The sequence below is a fragment of the Marivirga tractuosa genome, assembly GCF_042140215.1.
GTDB lineage: Bacteria > Bacteroidota > Bacteroidia > Cytophagales > Cyclobacteriaceae > Marivirga > Marivirga tractuosa_A.
This window is the reverse complement of record NZ_CP159478.1, coordinates 539,855-564,681: the sequence shown is the minus strand read 5'-3', so window position 1 is coordinate 564,681 and position 24,827 is coordinate 539,855. Positions and strand designations below refer to the sequence as shown.

Annotated in this window: 22 protein-coding genes and 2 pseudogenes; 11 read left to right on the top strand and 13 right to left on the bottom strand. The window is 32.2% G+C overall.

Annotated elements, in window-relative coordinates; all coding sequences use genetic code 11:
- Nucleotides 1-13: 13 nt before the first annotated feature.
- Entirely contained in the window at nucleotides 14-1,222 is a 1,209-nt protein-coding gene (locus ABWH96_RS02480) for an NAD(P)-dependent oxidoreductase (RefSeq protein ID WP_375579966.1), read from the bottom strand.
- 136 nt (nucleotides 1,223-1,358) lie between these two features.
- A complete protein-coding gene (locus tag ABWH96_RS02475; protein ID WP_375579965.1) occupies nucleotides 1,359-1,994 on the bottom strand; it encodes a deoxynucleoside kinase in 636 nt (211 codons plus the stop codon).
- 240 nt (nucleotides 1,995-2,234) lie between these two features.
- Here ABWH96_RS02475 and ABWH96_RS02470 point away from each other — a divergent pair.
- Nucleotides 2,235-2,992, top strand: a pseudogene (locus ABWH96_RS02470) (bacteriorhodopsin-like).
- A 55-nt stretch (nucleotides 2,993-3,047) separates the two neighbouring features.
- Here the strand turns inward: ABWH96_RS02470 and ABWH96_RS02465 are convergent.
- The gene (locus ABWH96_RS02465; RefSeq protein ID WP_375579964.1) at nucleotides 3,048-3,719 is read right to left on the bottom strand and encodes a DUF2461 domain-containing protein; all 672 of its coding nucleotides are present in this window, start codon (nucleotides 3,717-3,719) and stop codon (nucleotides 3,048-3,050) included.
- 80 nt (nucleotides 3,720-3,799) lie between these two features.
- Between ABWH96_RS02465 and ABWH96_RS02460 the strand changes: the two genes are divergently transcribed.
- Nucleotides 3,800-4,996: a DnaJ domain-containing protein gene (locus ABWH96_RS02460; RefSeq protein WP_375579963.1), complete on the top strand. Its 1,197-nt coding sequence runs from the start codon at nucleotides 3,800-3,802 to the stop codon at nucleotides 4,994-4,996.
- Entirely contained in the window at nucleotides 4,996-6,237 is a 1,242-nt protein-coding gene (locus tag ABWH96_RS02455; RefSeq protein ID WP_375579962.1) for a M28 family metallopeptidase, read from the top strand. Before ABWH96_RS02460 ends, ABWH96_RS02455 begins: the two co-directional genes overlap by 1 nt.
- Here the strand turns inward: ABWH96_RS02455 and ABWH96_RS02450 are convergent, their stop codons facing one another.
- From ABWH96_RS02450 to ABWH96_RS02430, 5 genes are all read right to left on the bottom strand, one after another.
- The gene (locus ABWH96_RS02450; RefSeq protein ID WP_375579961.1) at nucleotides 6,238-7,461 is read right to left on the bottom strand and encodes a glycosyltransferase family 4 protein; all 1,224 of its coding nucleotides are present in this window, start codon (nucleotides 7,459-7,461) and stop codon (nucleotides 6,238-6,240) included.
- Nucleotides 7,462-7,466: 5 nt separating this feature from the next.
- Nucleotides 7,467-8,177 carry a hypothetical protein gene (locus tag ABWH96_RS02445; protein WP_375579960.1) on the bottom strand — a complete coding sequence of 237 codons (711 nt, stop codon included), beginning with the start codon at nucleotides 8,175-8,177 and terminating at the stop codon, nucleotides 7,467-7,469.
- A complete protein-coding gene (locus ABWH96_RS02440; RefSeq protein WP_375579959.1) occupies nucleotides 8,177-8,383 on the bottom strand; it encodes a hypothetical protein in 207 nt (68 codons plus the stop codon). The genes ABWH96_RS02445 and ABWH96_RS02440 overlap by 1 nt, the downstream gene beginning before the upstream one ends.
- A gap of 185 nt (nucleotides 8,384-8,568) precedes the next feature.
- The gene (locus ABWH96_RS02435; protein ID WP_375579958.1) at nucleotides 8,569-10,092 is read right to left on the bottom strand and encodes a glycoside hydrolase family 32 protein; all 1,524 of its coding nucleotides are present in this window, start codon (nucleotides 10,090-10,092) and stop codon (nucleotides 8,569-8,571) included.
- A gap of 75 nt (nucleotides 10,093-10,167) precedes the next feature.
- Nucleotides 10,168-10,743, bottom strand: a complete 576-nt coding sequence (locus ABWH96_RS02430; protein WP_375579957.1) for a hypothetical protein — start codon at nucleotides 10,741-10,743, stop codon at nucleotides 10,168-10,170.
- A gap of 106 nt (nucleotides 10,744-10,849) precedes the next feature.
- Between ABWH96_RS02430 and ABWH96_RS02425 the strand changes: the two genes are divergently transcribed.
- Together ABWH96_RS02425 and ABWH96_RS02420 are read left to right on the top strand one after the other, a co-directional pair.
- Nucleotides 10,850-12,790, top strand: coding sequence for a tetratricopeptide repeat protein (locus ABWH96_RS02425; RefSeq protein ID WP_375579956.1), 1,941 nt, complete (start codon nucleotides 10,850-10,852; stop codon nucleotides 12,788-12,790).
- A gap of 2 nt (nucleotides 12,791-12,792) precedes the next feature.
- Nucleotides 12,793-12,942, top strand: a pseudogene (locus tag ABWH96_RS02420) (sensor histidine kinase); the annotation flags it as partial.
- Here ABWH96_RS02420 and purE read toward each other — a convergent pair.
- The 5 genes from purE to ABWH96_RS02395 form a co-directional block, all read right to left on the bottom strand.
- Entirely contained in the window at nucleotides 12,943-13,464 is a 522-nt protein-coding gene (gene purE / locus ABWH96_RS02415; protein WP_375579955.1) for a 5-(carboxyamino)imidazole ribonucleotide mutase, read from the bottom strand.
- Nucleotides 13,461-14,597 carry a 5-(carboxyamino)imidazole ribonucleotide synthase gene (locus tag ABWH96_RS02410; protein WP_375579954.1) on the bottom strand — a complete coding sequence of 379 codons (1,137 nt, stop codon included), beginning with the start codon at nucleotides 14,595-14,597 and terminating at the stop codon, nucleotides 13,461-13,463. The genes purE and ABWH96_RS02410 overlap by 4 nt, the downstream gene beginning before the upstream one ends.
- A 141-nt stretch (nucleotides 14,598-14,738) precedes the next feature.
- Complete coding sequence (locus ABWH96_RS02405; RefSeq protein WP_375579953.1) at nucleotides 14,739-15,347, bottom strand: SiaB family protein kinase; 609 nt, start codon at nucleotides 15,345-15,347, stop codon at nucleotides 14,739-14,741.
- 75 nt (nucleotides 15,348-15,422) lie between these two features.
- Nucleotides 15,423-16,850, bottom strand: coding sequence for a DUF5723 family protein (locus tag ABWH96_RS02400; RefSeq protein WP_375579952.1), 1,428 nt, complete (start codon nucleotides 16,848-16,850; stop codon nucleotides 15,423-15,425).
- Complete coding sequence (locus ABWH96_RS02395) at nucleotides 16,850-18,445, bottom strand: hypothetical protein (protein WP_375579951.1); 1,596 nt, start codon at nucleotides 18,443-18,445, stop codon at nucleotides 16,850-16,852. Before ABWH96_RS02395 ends, ABWH96_RS02400 begins: the two co-directional genes overlap by 1 nt.
- A gap of 67 nt (nucleotides 18,446-18,512) precedes the next feature.
- On the opposite strand from ABWH96_RS02395, the gene ABWH96_RS02390 reads away from it, so the two are divergent.
- The 6 genes from ABWH96_RS02390 (at nucleotide 18,513) to ABWH96_RS02365 (ending at nucleotide 24,802) form a co-directional block, all read left to right on the top strand.
- Entirely contained in the window at nucleotides 18,513-19,076 is a 564-nt protein-coding gene (locus ABWH96_RS02390) for a 2'-5' RNA ligase family protein (protein ID WP_375579950.1), read from the top strand.
- Between the two features lie 46 nt (nucleotides 19,077-19,122).
- Complete coding sequence (locus ABWH96_RS02385; protein WP_375579949.1) at nucleotides 19,123-19,740, top strand: ComEA family DNA-binding protein; 618 nt, start codon at nucleotides 19,123-19,125, stop codon at nucleotides 19,738-19,740.
- Nucleotides 19,715-20,068 carry a ComEA family DNA-binding protein gene (locus tag ABWH96_RS02380; RefSeq protein WP_375579948.1) on the top strand — a complete coding sequence of 118 codons (354 nt, stop codon included), beginning with the start codon at nucleotides 19,715-19,717 and terminating at the stop codon, nucleotides 20,066-20,068. The genes ABWH96_RS02385 and ABWH96_RS02380 overlap by 26 nt, the downstream gene beginning before the upstream one ends.
- 67 nt (nucleotides 20,069-20,135) lie before the next feature.
- Nucleotides 20,136-23,774, top strand: a complete 3,639-nt coding sequence (locus ABWH96_RS02375) for a DEAD/DEAH box helicase (protein WP_375579947.1) — start codon at nucleotides 20,136-20,138, stop codon at nucleotides 23,772-23,774.
- A complete protein-coding gene (locus ABWH96_RS02370; protein ID WP_375579946.1) occupies nucleotides 23,771-24,157 on the top strand; it encodes a hypothetical protein in 387 nt (128 codons plus the stop codon). Before ABWH96_RS02375 ends, ABWH96_RS02370 begins: the two co-directional genes overlap by 4 nt.
- A gap of 3 nt (nucleotides 24,158-24,160) precedes the next feature.
- Nucleotides 24,161-24,802, top strand: coding sequence for a class I SAM-dependent methyltransferase (locus tag ABWH96_RS02365; RefSeq protein WP_375579945.1), 642 nt, complete (start codon nucleotides 24,161-24,163; stop codon nucleotides 24,800-24,802).
- The last annotated feature ends 25 nt before the right edge of the window (nucleotides 24,803-24,827 follow it).

Sequence of the window (24,827 nt, the reverse complement as noted above, 5' to 3'; positions counted from 1 at the left end):
AGTCTATTCCAACTCACTCTCCATCCACAAATCCCTGAAGATAGCTATATTTCTCAGTCAACTTACCATTTTCAGCTATAGTTGCATTTTTGATCACATCATCCTTATCATCACCTAAAAGATGGGGCAATACATTTTCAATTAGTTCAGATCCGAAGCTTTCAGAAGCATCTCTAGGCAGCTCACATGGTAAATTATCTACAGCCATTACTGTAATATTACTTTCGCCACTGAATTCAGGCTCAACAGTATCGGTAGTAGGATTATAATCATATACAGGATCATCAACCGTTGCAGGTTTTTTCGTGCTCGGAATGGATCCTTCAATATCGCAGGTAATATCCCCTATTATTCTTGTCTTAAACTCTGGACGCATAGCATCTTCTCTATTGAAAAGAACAGGAGCTCGAGGATCCCAGAATGCCCCCGCAATTAATACATCCGCTACTTTTGCATATTTCAGAAAATCTCCTTCATATAGACCAGGGTTGTCATGGAATTCATTTCTGTTATACGGACTACCATCTTTTTTCTTGTGATAAGTGTGGCTATTAAGCTGCGCAAAGACTGGCCTGTCGAATCTTTCATTCAAAAACTCATAAGGCGATACTTGTAAGATATCCATGCCATACATAACTTCCATAGCCCCTTTTGCTACTCTTCCTCCACCAGTAATCGCTATTTTTATTGCAGGTAATTCTACTTTTTCAAATTCACTTTTCATATCTGCTAAATCATAACACTCATGGGCTCTTCTGATATTGAAAAGATTATAGCGTTTGCCAAAAGTCCAGATGGTATTATAAGCTCCAACTATTCCAGCAAAACGACCAAAAGCTACAATCCTTTGGTTGGTTTTAGGATCAAGCAAACATTCATAATCAACCAACTTTATCTTTTTTTCAAGTATATTTTGTAAAAGTTCTCTGTTATACTCCTGTTCTTTGATAGTATGAGAAAAAAAGAAGTATGTTTTATTAGGGATTAATTTATCAATTGGAACTTCCTTTACGCCTAAAAGAATATCACTTCCGCTAATATCATCCACCATTTCAATTCCGTGTTGTGAATATTCTTCAGGTTTGAAAACCCTTACATCACTTTTCTGAACTTTTACCTCCACCTCAAATTGAGCAGCCACTTTTTGGCATTGCGCAGGCGTTAATGGTGAGCGTTTATCAACTGGTATTTTGTCCTCTCTGATGATTCCTACTTTCAACATAAATAAGTGTAATTATTACAAATGGAATAATCCATAAAGGTATCAAAAATAGTGGATGCTACATGAAGTGATTAAATATTTTAGAGACCTGAATACATCTTCTCTAATTAAATCCTTGGTAGGTAAGAAAGAAAATTTATTGATTAGAAAAAAGGCCATGAACTTCCGTATCAATTTTACTTACAATCAAAGCAAAATCTTCTACATTATTCAAATAATCTAATTGATTAACATCAATGATCACCAGTTTACCAATGTCATATTGCTTTACCCAGGCTTCATAATGTTTGTTCAAGTTTTTCAGATAATCAATCCTAATGGTTTCTTCATAATTCCTACCCCTTTTTTCAATTTGACCTACCAATTTTGGGATATCGGCTCTTAAATAAATTAATAAGTCAGGGGGTGTAATGACGGGCGACATAGAATCAAATAATTCAAGATAATTTTTGTAATCTCTATCAGACATATTACCTGACTCATGAAGGTTTTTGGCGAAAACATAGCAGTCTTCGTAAATTGAACGATCTTGAACTACTGTATGCTCACTTTCCCTGATTCTTTTTACTTGTTTCAATCTACTATTTAGGAAATACACTTGTAAATGGAATGCCCACTGTTTCATATCATTATAAAAATCAACCAAATAAGGATTATCTTCAACGGCCTCAAATTCGGTATGCCATCCATAATGATGAGACAATTTATTAGCTAATGTGGTTTTACCGGCACCAATATTTCCGGCTATGGCGATATGCTTTAATTGATCCATTCTATTTTCCATCTGAGCACAAAAGTAAAAAATATAAGCTTTTTAAAAGGTATGTTTTGATATATAATCTATTTATAAATTTAATTCTCATAATTAACTGAAAACCAAATATTTGTTTAACCTTTTTAAAAAAAATAGAACATATGTTAAACATTATTAATTTTTTGTTAAACATTATATGGTTATTTAAACCTTTTGAACCATATTATGTTTAGAATTTATAACTAATTATTAAACAATATGGAAACACTATTTCTAGCAGATGTCATAGACATCAAATCGGATGATCCAGTAGCATTTACCTTTTTTACGGGCTACATGGCAATGTTTGCAGCTTCTGTCTTTTTCTTTTTTGAAAGAAACAAGTTGACGGTAAGTGGAAGACTTCACTTTTAGTATCAGGTTTAATTACCATGATTGCGGCTGTTCATTACTACTATATGCGTGATTATTATGCAGCTACAGGTATGAACCCAACAGTATTACGTTACATTGACTGGACTTTAACAGTTCCGTTAATGTGTGTTGAATTCTACTTATTGTTAAGACCTGCAGGCGCTAAACAAAGCTTTATGTGGAAATTGATTTTCTTCTCATTAGTAATGTTAGTAGCAGGTTACATAGGTGAAGCATTTACTGATGGTTCTATGGGGCATTCCGTTTTATGGGGTGTAATATCAACTGTAGGTTATGTTTATATCCTCTACTCAGCATGGTTTGGTGAAGCAGCTCAATTGGCTAAATCAAGTGGAAATGATTCTGTACAAAAAGGTATTAAAGCTTTGGCATGGTTCGTATTAGTAGGTTGGGCAATTTATCCAATTGGCTACATGGCAATGCCTGGTGGATGGCTTGGTGCCGATGGAGCAGGTTTATTAAGACCTCAGGACATGGATTTAATTTACAACATTGGTGATGCCATTAACAAAATCGGATTCGGTTTAGTAGTTTACGGTATTGCAATGAGCGAAACTAAAAAAGCTAAAGCATCAGCATAATTCATTTTTTAGTTAAAATTAGTTTGAAAGAGGAGCCTGAATAAGGCTCCTTTTTTTATTCTACATTTTCTACTGCCAATCGTAAAAATTTATTGACAGGAAAAGCTTTTTCAAATTTCACTGCACAAAAGTTAACTAATTCGTCCGAAGTTATTTTACTGACTGGAAATCGCTTCATAAAATAAAATTGTTTTTGATATAGAATTGGAATCTCCTCACCAAATTCTTTAAAAGGTGGCTTCAATATTTTATTCTTTTGCCCTTGTAATTCACCAAACTCATTTTTGAAATCATTCTCGCTAAGCGCTTCTTTTAAACTCTTTTCGTTATAAAGAACCTCTTGCCTTACTTTATAAATATTTTCCGTAGATAAATCGTATAAGCCCCCACCTAACCAGATTCCTTCGGCATCTAAATGCACATAATATCCAGGAAATTGCTCTTTTTTTGAAATCTTTGATATATAGGCTGCAACATTGTTTTTATAGGGCTGCTTATTTTTTGAAAAACGAATATCTCTATTAATTCGAAAGATGGCATCCTTAGATTTAATCATGATTTCAGGATCAAATTTTTGGATAGCTAAAATTAAATCCCCTACAAAAGCCTTGAAAGGTTCTTTTATTTCCTTTTCATACCTTTTTCTATTCTCATCAAACCACTCTTTATGATTGTTTTTCTCAAGTTCTTCGAAAAACCTTACAAAATCCTCACTAAAATACGCCATAGTTTATACATTTAATGGAACTAAAATAGCAATAAATAATTGTTATGTTTGTTTAAAGAAAGTTCAATTATTTTCTCTTAATGGAAAATTACTACCAAATTTTAGGCTTAAGTGAAATGGCAACCTTATCGGAGATAAAGTCTGCCTACAAAAGATTAGCAAAAGCTTATCATCCTGATATTAATCCATCAACGGCCGCAGAAGAGAAATTTAAATTGATCTCCACTGCTTATACGATATTAAGCAATAAAGAAACCAGACAACAATATGATGTAAAACTGGCTCAAATGCGCTTGAATGCAAAAAGAGCAAGTATTCGTGCGCATGAAAATAAGCAAAGAGCCTACCGAAACCCATACCAGAATTATACCTACAGACCACCAGTATACAAACCAGCATCGGATGCAACCGCTGAAAAAAAAGCAACCTATTATGCAATAGGAATTGTAGCATCTATTGCCATTTTACTTTATGTTGGTGTGAGTATATTTGATTTCATACAGGAAAGAAAGCTTCAAAAAAAAATTAGTCAGTTTGATAAGCAAGTACAATTTGCTGACAGTCTTTATTATTCAGGGAAAGTTCAAGCTGCTGTAAATTCTGTTGATGAAATTAAATCCTCCTATGCAGAGTATAATCCTATTAAAAGATATGAAATAGATTATTTAAGTTTCCGTAGAGATCAGGCAGATATAGATTTCAGAAACAAGGCCTATCAGGATGCGCTTTGGGGATATTTATTCTTTATGGAATATAGTAAAAGTCAAAATCCTGATATGCAATTTAGGCTGGCAGTTTGCTACAGGAACTTGAAAGAGCCTAATAAGGCAGTATTCATTCTGAATAAATTAATGAATAATAATTACAAACGAATGAGAATGATTGCCCTTATCGCTGAGGTTTATAAAGAAGAATTAAACGATAATGCTGTTGCGATGCAATATTATCAAATGGGTTTAAATAGTATTTTGGCTGAATTTAAAAGTGTTTATGGAAATGCTTATCGCTTATTAGTTTCTGCAGAAAGAACACCTGAAAGTTATAAATCAATCTATTTTAATGCAGCTGAAATTCTATTTAATGAAGGAAATTACTTTAAAGCATCGAAACTACTAGAATGGGTTATATTTTTCCAGCCAGAGCAAAAAATAGGATATCAATACTTAATAGAATGTTATTATAAACTCAATAATGAAAAGGAAGCTTGTAATATTTTAAAAAAGGCAGAAAAGATGGATATTAGCCCACAATTAAATTTTCAATTAAGCTGTAATTAATGCGAGACCTTTTTATTCTTTCTATTCCATTCATTATTCTATTCAATACTTTTGAAGGTGTAAGCCAAAGTAAATTAGCCCGAGAACACCTTTCGATTTTAACTTCTGATTCATTATCAGGAAGAGGTTTTACAAATAACGGACAAGAAAAAGCAGCCGATTTTATAATTGAAAAATTAACCCAATCCAAGATTAGAGCTGGGAACGGAGATAATTTTAGGCAAAATTTATCCTACCCTGTCAATACTTTTCCAGACAACGTTCAATTCTCAGTTGAGAATCAAAATGCAATTAAAATCTATGGGGCAGGGAAAGATTTTCTTTTTCATTCTGCTTCAGCACCTTTAGAAATTAAAGGGCAAATTCAAAAAATACCTGAAACCTTTAAATTGTCTAAAAAAGCTAAAAATGAAATTTTCTATATTGAAAAGAAAGAAGATAATGCTGAGGAAATAGAAAAAATAACGCAATCATTTTTATTTGAATCAAAAGCTAAGAACAGTTTATTAATCATCCAAGATAGTAGTAAATGGAGCTGGTTTCCTTCCTCAAAACAATCTGAAAATACGGTTTTATATATTAAAGATAAATTAAAAAAAGGAGCAGAAATCAGTGCTATCAATGAAGCACAATTTGTTCCAAATTTCAGCTCTGCAAACATAATAGGCAAAATAAATGGTGAAAGCAGTGATTCTACTATAATGCTTTCAGCACATTATGATCATCTGGGACAAATGGGAAATGCCATTTTTAGAGGAGGAAACGATAATGCATCTGGAGTGGCTATGCTTTTGGCTTTAGCTGATTATTATGGTGAAAATCAACCTAAATTCGATACATATTTTTTATTTACAACGGCAGAAGAAATTGGTTTATTAGGAAGTTACTTCTTTATAGAAAATCCTCCTATTGATTTGAAAAAAATTAAAATGTTAGTGAATTTGGATATGGTAGGAACTGGTGATGATGGAATTACGGTAGTAAATGCCATAAAAAACAAACGTTATTACGAATTATTAAAAAAATTAAATAATAATCGCATATCTGAAATTAAATCAAGAGGAGAGGCTTGTAATAGTGATCATTGTTTATTCGACAGAATTGGAGTCCCAGCAATATTTATTTACACATTAGGCGGCAAACAAGCTTATCATGATATAAATGATAATGGTGAAGAATTAAGTCTAGAAGCTTTTAACGCGTTACATGATTTGATCATTGAAAGCTTAGATCAATATTGATTAGGCACTCAAACTAAAAATAGATCGAATTTCCGCTTCATGCTGATAGTTTTTCCCTTCAATTGCCTGCACGAAATGATGGCTTAATTCTTTTCGACTAAAAAACTGTTCTGCTGTGCTTCTGGAAGCTTTTTGATATTTGCTCAATAACTCAGGAGATGCTATAAAAGGCTTTATCTTCTCTCCAAACTCAGCTGGAAAGTCCGAATCCGCAAAAAAACCAATATGACGTTTTTCTACTAATCCTCTGATCCAACCTTGAATATTGGTAATAATTAATTTCCCGGAGGCAATGGCATCGAAAAATTTATTTGGTGAGTTTGTCCTTAAAACCGGTTTATGCAAGAAAGATACATAACATGCGTCCGTAACATTCATCACATCACGTACATCTCCTTTAGTACCATAAGGAATAAAGAAGATATTACTTAGCTTATTTTTAGCCACATAATCTTTTATTTCTGGCAAGCTTGACCCTTCTCCCATAATAAGAAATCGAATAGGTAAATGGGAGCTCAATTCAGCACACTTAATCAAACTCATTAAATCATTAACTGGCCCAACTGCACCGAAATAACTAACTACAAATTTATCTTTTACTCCGTATTGTAAAACTAAATCCTCGTCTTTAACCTCAACTCTCTCAAAGAAATCACAATCAGCGACATTTGGAATCAATTCTACTTTTACTTTAGGCGCTCTTTTTTCAATATGATTTCGCATACCTGGAGAAAGTGCAATAACTCTTTCGGCATTCTTGTAAAACCTTAACTCCTGTTTTTCCAACCAAAATTTCGATATCGGATTTTTAATTGCCCCCATTTGAATTGGGGCTTCTGGCCATAAGTCACGAACTTCAAAGATGTACGGTATATTAAATTTTTTCTTTGCCCAAATAGCAATAAAGCCTACCGTTAGTGGAGTGCTGCTTACTATAATCTTATCAAAATCATTTGACCTCTTAATAAAGTTTTTACAAAGAATGATAAAATAAAGAAATGCTTTTATCCTTTTTAAGAAACCATATTGGTTTTCATAAGGAACGGGCAAATAATGAACTTTTAATCCATCCACAGATCTAGAAACTGCTTTTTTATCATTGTGAGCAGTCAACATTTCAACTTCATGACCCTTTGCTTTTAAAGCCTGGGACATAAAATAAGAGCGATTGGCTCCACCTTCGTCTGGTGTTTTGAAATATTGATGGATATATAAAATTTTCATTTTTTCTAATAAGGTAAATCATCGACTTCAACTTCATCACTTTTATTAAATCTATCAAATACGCTTTGATCAAATTTTGAAACTAAAGTAACATCAGATTTATGTAATGTAACGCCCAGTTTTTTATCAATCTCATCCAATTTTTTATCTTCTATCATCTTTTTAATTATGGAAAAATAATCAGTAGTGATTTCTAATTCTTGTGTGTCTTTATTTCTATAACCACTAAAATATGGTAATAATGTAACAAAGGAATCCCCAATTGGCTTCTGAATTGTTTTTACATAACCAACATAGATTTTATTGAAATTTGTTGTTATCATCAACAACTTATCATTGTCATTTTTTTGAATTAAAGATTCCCAAAATATATTTTCAATTTGATCTCCATGCTTATTAATTGCCAGCTGAAGCAAAAACCTTCGTGGAATTAAATTAAGAAGAATTGCAAAAACAGGTGAAATTAAAAATATTAATAATGACTGATTAAAACCTGAATAATTAAATGGTACTAAATTGCTTAATAGGTTATTGACTTCGGGAAAAAAACCATCAATTAATAATCCAAGAGCAGATAAGAATATAGCGACTATAGAGGAGTTAAATATTAGCCTTTGTCTTTCAATTCTTTGATGGTAGTATTTAGTATAATTGAAAATATTTAAAAACCAAAACCCTCCCAATAATGGTAGTAGTAAGAGGTCGAATTTAGGCATTAGCTTACTTTTTCAGGATTTTTCTTAGCTCTTTTTTTATACCTATTTACTGATTCGCTTAAAGAGTCTATAAATTCAATTGAACTTTTCTTATTGTCAAATAGATCAATACTTTTTATATAAAAATCACCTTCAGAAGTAACTTTAACCTTCTTCAAATCAGTGTTTTTAAGATCTTCTAAATATTTTTTAATTACACTAAACATATTTAAATATAATGTGATTTATATTAAAAACACAATAAATAAGAAATAAGTTTAAATACTAAATTCAAAAAATATAGCTTCTCAAATACTTAATCAAAAACCATTATTTCTGAATGCTATACCTGTGTAAAATTCAAATTGGTTACTAAAACAGAAATTCTAAATTTTAGAAGCCCAAACCTTAATCACCAAATTGATTTAAAACTGCTGGCATTTATGTCAGCACTTATCTTTCCATTTGAAGAAATTTTCATCTGATTTAATTCATTGTTACTAAAATAAAGAGCTGTCATTACCCATTCACCATCGTTTATAAAAATCTCTAAAGAGGAAGCATCCTTAAAGATTTCTATTTTCATATTTTCTTTATTAAAATGAGCAGGGGCTTTTTGTAAGGATTTAAACTCCTTGGAAAAACCATGGCGTTTAATAGTTGAGCGATCCAAAGAAACTTCTTGCTTTGAAAAATCAATCTTGAATAATAATAACTCTTCATTCTCATTAAAGAGCTCTATTTCTAGCTCCTGATTTTGGCCAAATGGACTTTTAAAGTCTATTTCAGTCCATTCAGAAACATTTTTAATCAGAAAATTATTTTGATCTTTAATCTCCCATTCAAATTTCTTTTCAGTTAATTGTTCCTTGTAATTATTTAAAGGTCTACTCACTAAACGTATTTCACCCTCAACCTTTGCTAAAGATAATTCTCGAGCAATTGTCATGGCACTTCTCCAGTTTTCAGTAGGCACAATATTAGCGTAATCCCAATTACTCATCCACCCCATGAAAATCTTTCTGTTTTGAGTATTTGACCAGGTGACTCCAGCGTAATTATCTGTACCATAATCTAACCAATAGATTTCTTCCTGAGAGGTGGAAAACTTTTTACCATCAAAATCACCTATAAAATATTGTGTTGCTGAACCTCCATTAGGTCCTCCAGGATTAATACTAACCAGTAAAACCCATTTTTCTTCACCATTTATTTCAAGCGGAAATAAGTCTGGACATTCCCAAACACCTCCATGAGCACCAACTTGTTCACCAAAATCGCTTTCAAACTTCCAATCAATAAAATTAGTAGATGAATAAAAGCTAATTTTATTTTTAACTGCAAGAGACATAATCCACTTTTTACTTGGCTCATGCCAGCTTACCTTAGGATCTCTGAAATCTTTGATTCCAGGATTAGTCAAAACAGGATTATTCTTGTACTTCTGCCAAGTCCTTCCGCTGTCCGTGCTAAAAGCTATAGCCTGAGTTTGAAATTGATTACTTCCTGTTTTTTCTTGCTCTGCATCATGATAAGTATAAATAGCAACTAAGGGAGGATTATTATCAGTCCCTAAGCCTGACTTATTTTTTTGGTCTAATACCGCGCTTCCACTAAATATAGTTCCCAAACTATCGGGATAAAGTGCAATCGGCAAATGTTCCCAATGCACCAAATCTTTGCTTACTGCATGCCCCCAGTGCATAGGCCCCCAAACCGTGCTATCAGGATTATGTTGATAAAATAAATGATATTGCCCTGCATAATATACCATGCCATTTGGATCATTCATCCATCCTGAAGGAGGAGTAAAATGATACTGAGGTCGATATTGTTCTTTGAATTGCAAAGATTCCTTCACTTTATCTTGACCACTTTTGCTGCAAGAAATTAATATTATGCATAAAAGGAGCAAAAAATGTTCTTTTGATATCATATTGTAAGTTTTATGTAATTCTAATATTTATAAAAATTGAAACATAAGCTATTTAATAACTGCAATGAAGTAAATTTAATTACTTCTTTCATTTAATAATATAAAATCACCTTCAACCTCAATTGATATAAAGCCATCTTTTTTAACCCTATAGCTCCCTGCTCCTTGTTCTAAATTTTGTGTTTTTATAACATCTGCATTTAAAACATTAAGCATAAATCCACTTGGGTACCATTTTTTATAAATGGAATTTGGTTTTAAAATAAATTTTCCTTCCTCCGTGAAAAATATAAACGGAATTGGCAACCTCACACCTTTAAAACTTGAAAATAAATTTAACATCAAATGATTGTCACAAAATATATTTATAGCAGTATAATTTTTAATACTAATCCAATTTAATAAATATTTACCTAGAAGGTTCTCCTGATAATGAATATCATTGACTGTAAATTCAATCTTTGATTTATCATTTAATATATACCCATCTATTTTTGTTTTTCTAAGTTCAAAAAACTCCTTTAACAGAGGATCAATGAGCAAAACAGGAGACCACCCTAATAATTCTGATAATTCTTGCCAATTTTCATTCAGTTGAAAAACCAAAACAGGAGGCTCTTGCTCGTCTCTAATAATATGATGTGAAGACATTATTAATTTATTCTTTACAGTATTTAAACTAAATTTACCAATAAGGTAAAATGAATTTGTAAAAATACAGTGGAAATACATTAAATTGCACAAACAATCTTTTAAAGTGAAAATTAGAAATTCATTCATATTCCTCATTTTAACAATAGCCCTACCCTATAAATTAATAGGGCAGAATCAGTCAGTAATTGATAGCTTGAAAAATAAACTTCAAGGTGCTGGTTCCTCAGAACTTGTGGATACCTACAATCAATTAGCATGGGAGTTTCGAAAATCATACCCAGACAGCACCATACTTTTCAGTCAAAAAGCAATTGAAATAGCCTCAAAAAGTGTTGAATTGAATGAAAAAGTTGTTAAATCATTAAATTTTAAAGGAGTAGGACATTTTTATGAAGGTGAAAATATAAAAGCCTTTGAGTATTATCAGCAAGCTAAAGATTCAGCCTTGATTTATGGTGATTCTTTACAATATGGCTACTCGCTTAACAACATAGGTCGACTATACTTTAATCAAGGGAATTATGTGGCTGCTTATGATAATTTTTTCAAAGCGCTGGAAATATTCAAAGGAATTGGAGATGAAGTCTCTATGAGTTATGGTTATAAAAGTTTAGCTGAACTATATCAATCGCAAGATAACTTAGAAAAGGCACTAGAGATGTCTTTAAAAACCGCTGAAATTAGAAAAACATTTGATGATCCTTCTGGCATTATTTCCATCTACCTCGAAATTGCAAATATTTATGGAGAGATGGAAAACTATAATAATAGCCTAAAATATTTTACTCAAGCCTATGAAGTAGCTGCCCAAATAAATGATGAAGCAAACTTAGCTATTATAAAATTATCTATCGCCAGAATGAACACAAAAAGAGGTCAGTTGAGAATTGCCCTTACAAATGCTAATGAAGCATTGGATTTTGCCTCCAAAGCAAAAAATGTTAATCTGATTATTCAAGTTTATTCTTTATTAGGTGAAATTCATTTTTACAGGAATGAATTTAATCAAGCAAGAGATTATTTCTTAAAGGTAAATGAACTAGCTACTAATAATGATGTCACCTTTCAACGAGATGCTTATCTATACCTATCTAAGATTTTTGAAAGAAAAGGTGAAATTCAAGAAGCTTTTGAATATTTCAAGAAATACTCTGTGCTAAAAGAAAAAACTGAAAATGTTAATACAGCCAGGGAAATTGAAAGGCTAGAAGGGCGATTAGCTTTAGAAGCAAAAGAAAAGGAAAATGAGCTTTTGAAGAAAAATGAAGATACTTACAAACAAGTAATTCAAAAACAAAAAGCATTTAACATAGCCCTAACCGCAACTATTGTGCTTGCCATCATATTATTGGTTATTATTTGGATTACTGCAAACAGAAGAAGAAAACACAATAAAATACTACAACTGAAAAACAATAAAATTGAGGAACAACAAAAGAAAATAACCCTCCAGAATAAAGAAATTAAAGGTCAAAATGATGAACTTCTCATTAGAAATAAGGAATTAGATGATTTGAATAATGAGAAGGACTCTTTACTAAGTTTGGTTGCACATGATATGAAAGCTCCTTTTCATAGGATAAAAGGCTTGACCGAATTATTAAGACTTTCTGGTTTAAATGAAGAGCAAGGTCAGTATGTATCTATGATTCGAAATAATGCAAAACATGGTGCTTATTTAATAAATGATCTGCTAGATGTAAATTCCATTTCTACTGAAAAAGAAGAACTTACAACTGAAAAAATTGAACTTAAAAAGTTATTGGAAGATACTACCTCTAATTTTTTGATTGAATTAACTAATAAACAAATTGAATGTAAGATAGAATGTGAACCTGATTTTTTTGTCAGAACGGATAGGAATTATGTCAATAGAATACTTGAAAATTTGGTCTCTAATGCCATTAAATTTTCCCATCTTGAATCCGAAATCATCCTTAGGGCGGGGATAAATAAAAATAATTTCTGGATTAGTGTAAAAGATTTGGGCCTGGCTTTACAGATGGAGATAAATCCAACCTCTTTAAAAAGTTTAAAAAACTAACTGCAAAACCAACTGGGGGAGAAAGCTCTAATGGTTTAGGTTTAGCTATTGTGAAAACCCTTGTAGATAGGTTAAATGGAACAATTAACCTAGAAACTGAAATTGGGAAATACAGTGAATTTACTTTGTATTTCCCTTTTCTAGATGAATAATTAAAATCCTACTTTCCCTGATTTCCAACCATTGGTTTCAACCACCTCTGCTGATTTTAAAACCTTTTCTCGCATTTCATTTTTATAGTTTTCTAGTTTTTTAGCAGCATTATCATCAAAATTCGATATAATTTGAGCCGCCAAAATACCAGCATTTTTGGCTCCATCTAAAGCTACAGTCGCAACCGGAACCCCTCCTGGCATTTGTAAAATAGATAAAACCGAATCCCAACCATCAATTGAATTACTTGACTTTACTGGCACACCTATTACCGGAAGTGTAGTATAAGCCGCAACCATACCTGGAAGATGAGCCGCTCCACCAGCACCCGCAATAATAGCATGAAATCCATTTTTCCTCGCTGATTTAGCAAAGTCCATCATCCTCTCAGGAGTTCTATGTGCTGAAACAATAGTCAATTCATAATTAACCTCAAGCTCTTCTAAAATTTTAGCAGCCTCGCTCATCACTCTTAAGTCTGATTGACTGCCCATTATTATTGCTATTTTACCTTTACTCATGCTTTTACTTTTAAAGTGGATTTAACTGTCTCAATTTTTCTTTTTAATGAAGTTAAGCTTGGATCGGTAATGGTTACATGCCCCATTTTTCGAAAAGGCTTGGTTAGTTTTTTACCATATAGGTGAACTGATGCGCCTGGGATTTTCATTACTTCTTCCATTCCTTCATATTGAGCATCTCCTGTAAAGCCATCCTCACCTAATACATTTACCATAGCAGAACTAATTTTGGTAGTAGTATCTCCTAAAGGAAGATTTAAAATAGCTCTCAAATGCTGGTCATATTGCGACACAAAATTGCCTTCAATACTTTGATGGCCACTATTGTGAGGTCTCGGTGCAATTTCATTTACCAATATCTCATTCTCCTTTGTAAGGAACATTTCAACGGCCAATATGCCCACCATTTCTAATTTCTCAATGATGTCTACTGCAATTTTTTTTGCTTTTTCTTCTTCAGATTTATCAATAATTGCAGGAGAAAGAAGGTACTCTACTAAATTATGCTCTGGATGAAAGACCATTTCCACTACCGGAAAACTCTTAATTTCCCCATTTTCATTTCTACTAACTATTACTGCTAATTCCTTTTTGAAAGGAACAAATTCTTCTAATAAGGAAGGAGCATCAAATCCTTTTTGGATGTCATCTTTAGATTTAATGACTTGCACTCCCCTGCCGTCATAACCACCCTTACCAATTTTATGCACTGCAGGAAATTTATTGGATAAATTTTCTAAATCAGCTCTATTATCAGTTAATACAAAGGGAGAGGTTGGTATGTCATTATCTTTATAAAATTGTTTCTGAACCCTTTTATCTTGAATCATCTCAATTATTTCAGGTTGAGGGTAAACTTTCACTCCCTCAGATTGAAGCTTTTTCATTGCTTCAATATTTACCTTCTCAATTTCAATTGTCAAAATATCACATTGTTTACCAAAATCATATACCGCATTATAATCTTCCAGATCTCCAATTTTAAAATCAGAAACTAATTTTGAACAAGGAGCATTTGGGTCAGGATCCATCATCTTTAAATCTATATTAATATTGATGGCACTTTGTAGCAACATTCTTCCTAATTGTCCTCCACCTAAAACTCCAACTTTTAAATCTGTATTGAAACTCATAATGCTATTTTGAATAATTAATGGGGCAAATATAATATTTATTGGTCGAGAATAATTGGAATTCTTGATATTGATGGTCATAAAAAAAGCCTTTTCAATAAAGAAAAGGCTTCTAATGTTTATTTATAAAGTAAACTTTTATTATTTACTTTTTACATCTTTAATTTTATCTGCATTAATTTCTACTTTCAAAATGAAAAGGTCAAACTCCTCATCAATTGGTAAAAACTTATATACTAACTTTTCGCCAGTTTTTCTGGCAATATCAATCAGGCCTAAACCAGCTCCTCCTTTATTGGAAAGCTTACCATGCTTGATCTGTTGCATATACATTTTCTTCAATTCATCGGCACTAGCAGCATTCACTTCATCAATGGCAGCTCTTAAATCTTCTACCTTATTTCTTGCTACTTTATTACTAGTGATTACATAATAGATATCTTCCTTATTACCGATCACAAACAAACCATTTCCAATTTGAGCATCAGTAATTTCATCAGAATGTTTATTCATGTTTTGAAGAGTTTCTACCATTACATGATAAACTCTCTTTTTAACATACCTATCTTCTTTTTTACGTTCCATGTCCGATTCAGCCATAGAAGTAAACATCTTTGTGATTTCGTGATTGAATTCTCCCAAATAGACTAATGAAATTCCATTTCCTTGCATTTCAGAAAATAGACTTAGTACCGATTTGATGAAATTTACATTTAAATCCATCTTATTTTCATTTATGTTATCTATCATCAATAATTAGATTTTTTCTATATTTTTAAAATACTTTTCTAATTTTTTCCAAATTAGTGGATTTTTTTTGAAAAATCAGTCAATTCCTAAATCAATTGTTTCAATTGTATCCTTGTTGTTCTTTTTACCCCTTGATTTACCCTTTTTGACGTTCCCAAAAGTGTGGTTTATTCCAAATCGAAAATCTACAGCTCTACCTTTCATAGGATTAACTATGGAAAGTAAATCATTGGTAGCCAGTACAATTTGAAAAGGCAATAAATTTAGTGTTAAACCTGTTCCAAAATTATTTATTCTTCCATTCATCATGGTAGCTGAGAAAGCGAAATTAAAAAATGTTCCTGCTTGAAAATTATACATCCCAGTAAATGCCGGAATCAAAGCACCTCTATAAAATTCAGAATACAATATTGCAGAAGCAGTTTGCTTACTTGTTAATTCATAAGATGCCCCTGCATAAAGTCTGGCTGTTAAGGATGTCGCAAAAGATTCATTTGTTGTTTCTACAATCTCTAACTCATTTATTGTGCTATCAAAATCATCTATAGCCGATAAATTTTCACCATTAATTAACTCTATCACATCTGCCCCAGTAAACTTATATTGAAAAGAAGGAACTGCTTGTTGATTTGTATATTGTTGATTCCATTTTATGAGTCCTAAATCATTTAAACTGGCGAAAAAACTGATTTTCTCACTAAATTTATATGTAGCACCCAAGTCTAATCCGAATCCTCTATTAGATAAAACTGAGGTTCTAATATCATTATCCTGAAAATAGTCATCAAATAATGCACCTGCAATTCCAGCTGTTCTGATATCGAATTGATTCACATTCATTTCAATTGAATCACCTCTGAAATCATCATTTCCATAAGTTTGTAAGCTCGCATCAAATGATTTTATATCGGCATATGCATGGCCCATTAGATATTTCAGCCTAACCCCAACAGTCATTCTACCGGATAAGATTTCCCTTCCATGAGAAACGCCAATTTCAGTATAGACTGTTGATTTAGTGGACAATCTTCCTAAATCAAGTAAGCCATCTTTTAGTTCATCACTTGCATTACCCAAAACTACAAATTGAAAAAACTCCTTTGGCAAACTAATTCTTGATACGGTTCTTGTGTTAACACTAAATGCCGTATAACTTGAATTACTACGAACTCCTATATGCAACAAATTGACAGTATTATTTGAACTAATTCTGTTATTTCTTCGCAACTTATTGAGTACCCTGCTGGTATTTAAATTACCTGATTCATCTTTTGAAGTGAGTAACTCTAAATTTGTGAAATTCTGAGCGGTATTAATGTGAAAACCTGATAAACCAGGTAATCCAAATGAAAATTTATAATCTGGTAGAATTGCTGGATTCAAATTATTCGCCTGAGGTAAAGTTTTGTTCAATCCATATGAGATCATGTCAGATTGAGCAAATGCTTTTTGACCTTCAAAACAAATAAAAACTAATAAAATACTATAAATAAACTTTTTCATTAATCCTCTTCGGTTAAGTTTACATTATACTTCGCCTGAAGTGCCAAATTAAATTTTACAGATGCATCTGAAGTAATTCGAACAACACTATTGCCATTATTAGTAGTGGAAACAGTAGCTCTGATTCCTACCCTCCTAACTCTATTTAAATCCTCTAATTCATTAGAATTTGTATCTGGATTATCTCCCAATCTAATAATATCAGAAATTGATTCAGCTTGGCTCTCCGTACCACCTGCTAAAAATTTCCCATCGAACAAATTCATTACAAATGCACTATCTGCATCTAATAAATCAGCTTTAAAATTAAGATCAATCGGTAGGGAGTTTTCAGAAGTAAATTTGAATAGCGCATATTGCAATTCCTGAGTATCAATGCCTTCAAGAGAAATCGCCTCATTAAATTCCAAGCCACTTAAACTAAATTCAAGAGGTAAGTTAATTTCATATCCAGCCTGCAAGTATGAGTCTCTCGTTACAAAATTATCAGGTGTATCTTCAGGATCAATTAATCCGTCAATTTGTAGTGATACAGAGTCAGGAGTATTATTTATTATATTTTTAAAGTTCCCATCAAAATTAGCCTCTGTTTCAATTACAGAACCTTCAGCTGCAGCCTCTAATTCTATGGTGTTATCAATAGGTTCTTCCGTTTGTTGTCCGTTTTTGTAAGTAGTAAAATTATTGACATCAAAACGCACGGGAACACCCATTGAATTTTTAAAAATCATTCGAAATTGAGGATTTTCAAAATAGTATTCTATATCATTGAAAAATTCATTCTCACTAAAAAAATCAGTCCGAATAGTATTCTCCGCTGTGCTTATATTTTGAGGACTCAAATCACCATAAAGTGCTCCAAATTCTAAATCCTGAAATCCAATATCTAAATCAATAGAATTAGCCCCAAAAACAAGATCCTGATCAACCCTACTGAGGGATAATTCAAATGAGAACTTTACTTGCGCAGATCTTGGCCCCTCATTAAACTTAAAGCTTATATTATTGAACTGATCTGTCGATTGATCATTCGATACAGGATCGCCTCCAGCAACATAAGTAAATTCATTACTATAATTGAGGAAGGTAGTATTACTTGGATCATCCATAGAAAAAGACAAATCTACTATAGCAGGAAAATTTTCTTCTACCTGAGTTTCCACCCTACCTTGATCGATAACGATTTCATCCAAATTACCTTGGTTTGGATAATCAACCAATACCTCTCTAGAAATCGCCACTTGACCATTGGAGTTGAATTCATTAATTTCACTTTGAGTCAAAATAATTGGCGGCACATTTAAGGACTGATCAATTAATGAATAGTATTCTGAAGCTGACTGACTAAATAAACTATCTTCAGTTATTGAAATAACTATTGTGTTATTGGAATCAGTAGTGTAATCAATGTTATTAGCATTGGCTTCCAATAATTCTATTAATGTGAATTTGGAATCTACTAATGGAACACCTAATTCTGGGCTCCACTTCAAATCCCCAAAATCTAATTCTGACAATTCAGAATAACAACTCCCCAATAACAAAGTCAGCAGAAATGTTAGATAGAAAATTGGTTTTCTAAAAATTCTATTCATTTTGATTAATTTTGCTCAAATCTACCTAAAATTGAATGATTACTATAATATATAGAACTTAAAATATATGGAAAAGGCCTCGTATTTTATTGGAATTTGCCCTCCTCATCTACTAGAAAAGCAGATTCATGGAATAAAAGAGGAGTTTAGTCAAAAATATGGAATTCGAGCTGCATTTCGGTCAAAAGCACATATTACACTACAAATGCCTTTTAATTTACCCATCAATAAAGAAGAATATTTTCTTAATGAATTAGGAAATGAACTTATAAAGCAAAAGCCGATAGAAATAAAATTGAATGATTATGGAAATTTCGAACCAAGGGTAATATTTATTAAAGTAGATGAAAATAGAGCGTTAGATTTTCTTCAAAAAACTGTAGAACAATTTCTAAAACAATTTCAGATTTTTAATAGTACGCACAAAAACAATGGATTTAACCCACACATTACCATTGCTTTCCGCGATTTGAAAAAACCTATTTTCTATAAAATTTGGGACGAAGTGAAAAACAGACCGTTTGATGAAAAATTCCTTGCAGATTCGATTTCTGTCTTCAAGCATAATGGTAAATCATGGGATGTTTTAAAGGAATTAAAATTTGATAATCACCAAAAATTGGACATTTAAATCTGCTTTATTACTTTAGTATCAAACTAAAAACCTTACTAAAGCAATGAAGCAGAAAATAAGAATTTGGCTTCGTAATTTCTTTGGCTTTTCTAGAACCGAAACCAATGGCTTTATCATACTAATTATATTGATGGTGATAATACTTTCAATGCCTTTTCTGTCCAAGAAAATATATTCTTTTTATGATACTCCCTTGCAATCCCGTCAGGATAAAACACTTCTCAATTCCTTGCTTTCTGAGCTCAAAAATAATATTGAAATCAAAAAAGAAGGTATCCGAGAAAAAAATTTTAACTCCTTCGATCTAAACAAATCCAGCATTCAACAGCTAATGAATTCTGGCTTTCCAGAATATCTGGCTAAAAGAATAGTCAAATACAGAGAAAAGGTAAATCCCTTTGAATCTAAAAAAGAGTTACTCAAAATTTACGGTATTGATAGTGCATTTTACAATGAAATTCAACCTTATATCAAAATAAGCAAGAAGGAAAAAAAGCCATTTGAAGGATCAAAAATGCTAAGCGTCCAAAACCATAAACTTGAGGAGAAGAAATCTAAACCAACAGAATTCGAAGAAACAAAATTAGAATCATTTGACCTCAATAAAGTGGATAGTTTACAATTACAAAATGTCTATGGGATTGGCCCATTCCTTTTCTAAAAGAATTATTAAATACAGAGAGTATTTAGGTGGGTTTCATTCCCTGCATCAGCTTAAGGAAGTATATGGTTTGCAGAAAAAGAATATCGATTCATTAAAGAAATATGTGTTCCTTGGAGAAAAATTAAACTTAAAACAACTAAAAGTTAATCAATTGGATGCTGACAGTCTGGTTCAACATCCGTATATTTCCTATAAGGAAGCGAACTTGATAATCAATTACCGAGAACAACATGGGGATTTTAAATCCGTTTCTGATCTATTAGCTATCAAAATTTTAGATAGTTCATGGGTCAAAAAGGTGACACCTTACATCACTTTTGATTAAGCACTAATTAAATATTTACAATTAAGACAATATTTTCTTAAATTGATTCCTTGCTAATTATTTTTACATGCACGATATACTAAGGCACTATTTAAAACGACTCACCAATCTTTCCGGAACCAATCGCTCTTTATTGCTTCTCAGATTGATTTCTGATCAGACCTTAGACTTACATGACTTTGATTTTTTACTCAATAAAAGTTCATTCTCATTAATAGAGGACTTAATTGCTAGAAAGAAAAATATTCCGTTAGCTGCCATTTCAGACCCTCGCCTAGAGCTCAATAACATCATGAGCCAAAAGTTGAAGAAACTAAAAAGAATTGAAAAATTTATCTATGATGAAAGAGGTGCTAAAGATTTATATGTAGGCTGGCCATTCGTAAGGGGAAAGTTTCATGGCGGAACTTCTGTCAGGTGTCCACTTATATTTTTTCCGATCGAAATTAAAGAAGTAAAGGATCAGTGGGTGATGGAATTAAGAGAGGATGTCAACATCACCTTTAATAAATCTTTTTTACTAGCTTATGCTCATTACCATGGCATTAAGATTAGTGATGAATTAATAGAAAAAGTATTTGAAATTTACGATCCAGATAGCCGAGTATTTAGAACAGATTTGTATCAAATTTTCAAAGAAAGTCCTATTGATTTGAATTTCAATCAGGATAATTTTATGGATGTACTTCATCAATTTAAGGATTTTAAAAAGCCGGCTTTTGAGGAAAATGAAAAGGAAGGTGAATTAAAATTATATCCGGAAGCTGTCTTAGGGATTTTTCCACAAAGCGGATCGTATTTAGTTCCCGACTATTCTTACTTGCTTGAGAAAGAGCAAGAAGTACAAGACATAGAAGAATTCTTTCTAAGCAGAAACCCTGACAAGCAAACGGAGGATCCTACAGATTATAAGCAGCGCTATCGTTTTATAGAAAGCGTAAAAGAGGAAGAAACTTTCACCGTTTTCCCTATGGATGCCTATCAGGAAAACGCTTTAAAAGCCGTAAAAAAAGGAAATTCTTTAGTTGTTCAAGGGCCTCCTGGGACAGGGAAATCACAGTTGATCAGTAATTTAGCAACCGATTTTATAGCTAGAGGAAAGCGAGTTTTAGTCGTATGTCAAAAAAGAGCAGCATTAGATGTTATTTATGACAGAATGAAATCAATCGACATGCAGCCTTTTATAGCTTTAGTCCATGATTTCAAAAATGACCGAAAAGCGATTTTCGAGCAAATTCAAAATCAAATTGATAGGCTGGAGGAATACGAAGCAAAGAATAATGGCCTTGACTCCGTTCAAATTCAAAGAGAATTTCTTAAATCAAGCCGAATAATAGATCAGATAGTTGAAGAAAAGGAAGAATATCGATTAGCGCTATTTGATGAATCGGAATGCGGCTTTTCAGCCAAGGAACTATATTTGAATTGTGATTTTAATCAAACAAAAATCAATTTAAAACAAATTCACAGGCATTTTCATAAAAAAGAAATTGAAGAATTTGCCAATAAATTAGTGCATTTTCAAACTTATGTGGACGACTTTAGCAAGGATGATTTCATTTGGCAAGATCGAGTAAACTTCAAAGATTTTGGATTGAACGACAAAACAGAGATTGTTCAATTATTAGAAAAAATCCCTACATATTTTCAAGAAACAGCTGAAAAATCAAAAAAATTGGTTGGCTCTTCTATGAGCTTGAAAGAATTTGAAGATATAGTAGAACATCAGAATAAATTAAATGCTTTAGAGGAATTGTTAAATACTACTTCTTACCAGTATTTAATCTATATGTTTAATTATTCGGATGACAATACTAATGCGCTTTGGTTGAGTAATGTTCAAAGGGTGATAAATGATTGTTTTAAAGATGGTGGAATTGAAAACAGTTTACCTTCTAAAGATTTAGGAACACTCCAGAAAGTTATTCAGCTAAGACGACAATCTAGAAAAAGACCTACCAAATGGATTCATTGGCTACTATTTGCCAAAGAGAAATTCTTTTTGAAGAAAGTTTTAGTAGCAAATAATTTAACTGTTAATGGTGCAGGTGTAAAAGAACTTGAAAAAAGGTTGGACAACCGATTGAATTTTGAGCATAATATGACCAAGCTCAAAAAACAGACTTGGTTAAAAGACATACCCGATACAAAAAATCAAATCGAATTAAATCATTGGTTTCAAGAACAAACACAAGCTATTAAAGCAAAAGAAATTATAAGTTCATTCACTAATTTTAAAGCCTTTTCCCTAATTGAAGGTAAATCACTTCCTGAATTTTTATCTAAAATTCAAGCTATAATCAAACTTTCAATAGACACCATTGAAGAGAAAGATAAATGGAAGAAATATCTCACCAGAACTCAAATAGACCTATTAGAACAAGAGAGGCTTCCCCCAAGCTATATTAAAACCTTTCAAAGATATTTTGATGAATTGGTTCATTTTGATCAGCTTTATGATGGCATGGAACACTTTGAACAAGAAGTGGTAAAACTATTGAATGAGAGTGACATCACCATTAATCATGAAAACATTAAGCCGATTTTTCTCAATAGTATTTATTTGGAATGGTTGGATCATATAGAAACAAAGTATCCGATCTTGAGAGAAGTATCTACAAGAAAATTCGATAAGCAAACCGATGAACTACAATATTCCATTGAAGATAAATTAAAACTTAGTACTGAAATCTTAAATTTAAAAGTAAGGGAAAGAACTTTTACCAATGTAGAATATAACCGACTGAACAACAGAATTTCTTATAGAGACCTAAGCCACCAAGTCACCAAAAAACGGCAAATTTGGCCTATAAGGAAAGTGATCCAAGAATTTCAAGATGAACTTTTTGATCTTATTCCTTGCTGGCTGGCTAGTCCAGAATCTGTATCTGCTATTTTCCCGATGGAAGAAATTTTTGATTTGGTGATTTTTGATGAAGCCTCTCAATGTTTTGTGGAAAAGGGAATTCCAGCTATGTACAGGGGCAGACAGGTAGTCGTGGCTGGTGATGACAAGCAATTAAGCCCAAATGACCTCTATAAAGTTAGATGGGAGGAAGAAGAAGTAGACCATCCTGATTTAGAAATTGATTCCTTGCTTGATTTAGCCAATAAATATGTGATGAATCTTCAACTTGCAGGACATTACAGGAGTAAATCATTAGACCTGATAGAATTTTCAAATCATCACTTCTATAAAGATCGCTTAAGATTATTACCTGATTTCAATTATATCAACAATGCTGAACCAGGTATCGATTACGTTAAAGTAGATGGAATATGGGAGCAAAATTCCAATGAAATTGAAGCACTCAATGTAGTGGATTTGATTAAAGAATATCTACATAATGAACCTGAAAAAGAAATAGGAGTAGTCACTTTCAATGCTCCTCAACAGGGTTTAATCTGGGATATCTTAGAAGATCAAATTGCTAAGGGCAATCTAACTTTGCCAGATAAGTTCTTTGTAAAGAACATAGAAAATGTTCAAGGAGATGAGAAAGACGTTATCATTTTCAGCACTGGATATGCCCCAGATAAGGCAGGCAGGTTAAGAATGCAATTTGGAAGTATCAATGCCCCAAAAGGTGAAAATAGATTAAATGTGGCTATTACAAGAGCTCGCGAGAAGGTAATCATTGTAAGTAGCCTCTATCCTGATCAGCTTAAAGTGGATGATGCTAAAAATAATGGCCCAAATTATTGAAATTATATTTACAATATGCACTAGAGGTATCCAAAGGTAAGTTTATACCAAAACCCAAACCATCTGATAATTTCCAAAGTAGCTGGTTCTTAAAAAATAAGGTTAAGGGAGAATTAGAGTCCTCAGTGAAAAGTATTAAGGCTGAAGAAGAATTGCCTTTTGCTGATTTAAGTTTTAAAAATAATGATCAATACAAAGGTCTCTTGCTTTCAGACGATAATTTGTTTTATGATAATCCATCAGTGAAGGATATTTTTGCCTACACACCATTTCTGTTATCCAAAATGAATTGGCCTTACATTCAGATCAAAAGCAGAAACTTTTGGAATGATAAGGAGGAATTGATGGAAAGAGTGGTGCAATTTGTGAAAAGGAATGACTAAAAAATGATGCATGAAACAGAAAATTGTAGGTTGTGCAATGAATTAAGCCCAATTTTCCATCTCAACAACGAAAAATATTATCTACAATGTCCAAATTGCAATGGAATATTTATATCAAAGCAATTCTTGCCAGACGATAGCTTTGAAATTGACCGCTATAAAGCACATAATAATGATGTTAATGATATCGGTTACCAAAAATTTGTTTCTCCCATTACGAATAGTATTTTAAATGATTTTGATAAAGAGCATAATGGCTTAGATTTTGGCTCTGGAACGGGTCCTGTTATAACTGCAGTAATAAGAGAAAAAGGATATAATATTGAAACTTACGATCCTTATTTTGATTTCAGACCTGAGCTATTAAATGATAGGTATGATTACATTGCATGCTGTGAGGTAGTTGAGCATTTTCATAATCCCCAATTAGAATTTGAAAAACTAAAATCTTTACTGAAACCAAACGGGAAACTCTATATCATGACTGACCTTTTCAATGAAGAGATAAATTTTGATGATTGGTATTACAAAAACGACCCTACTCATGTTTTCATCTTTCAAGAATCCACTTTTGCCTGGATTAAAGAGACGTTTGCTTTCAAATCTTTAGAATTTCAAGACAGACTAATTACCTTAAGCACTTAATCAAAATACTGATTTTTAGCTACTT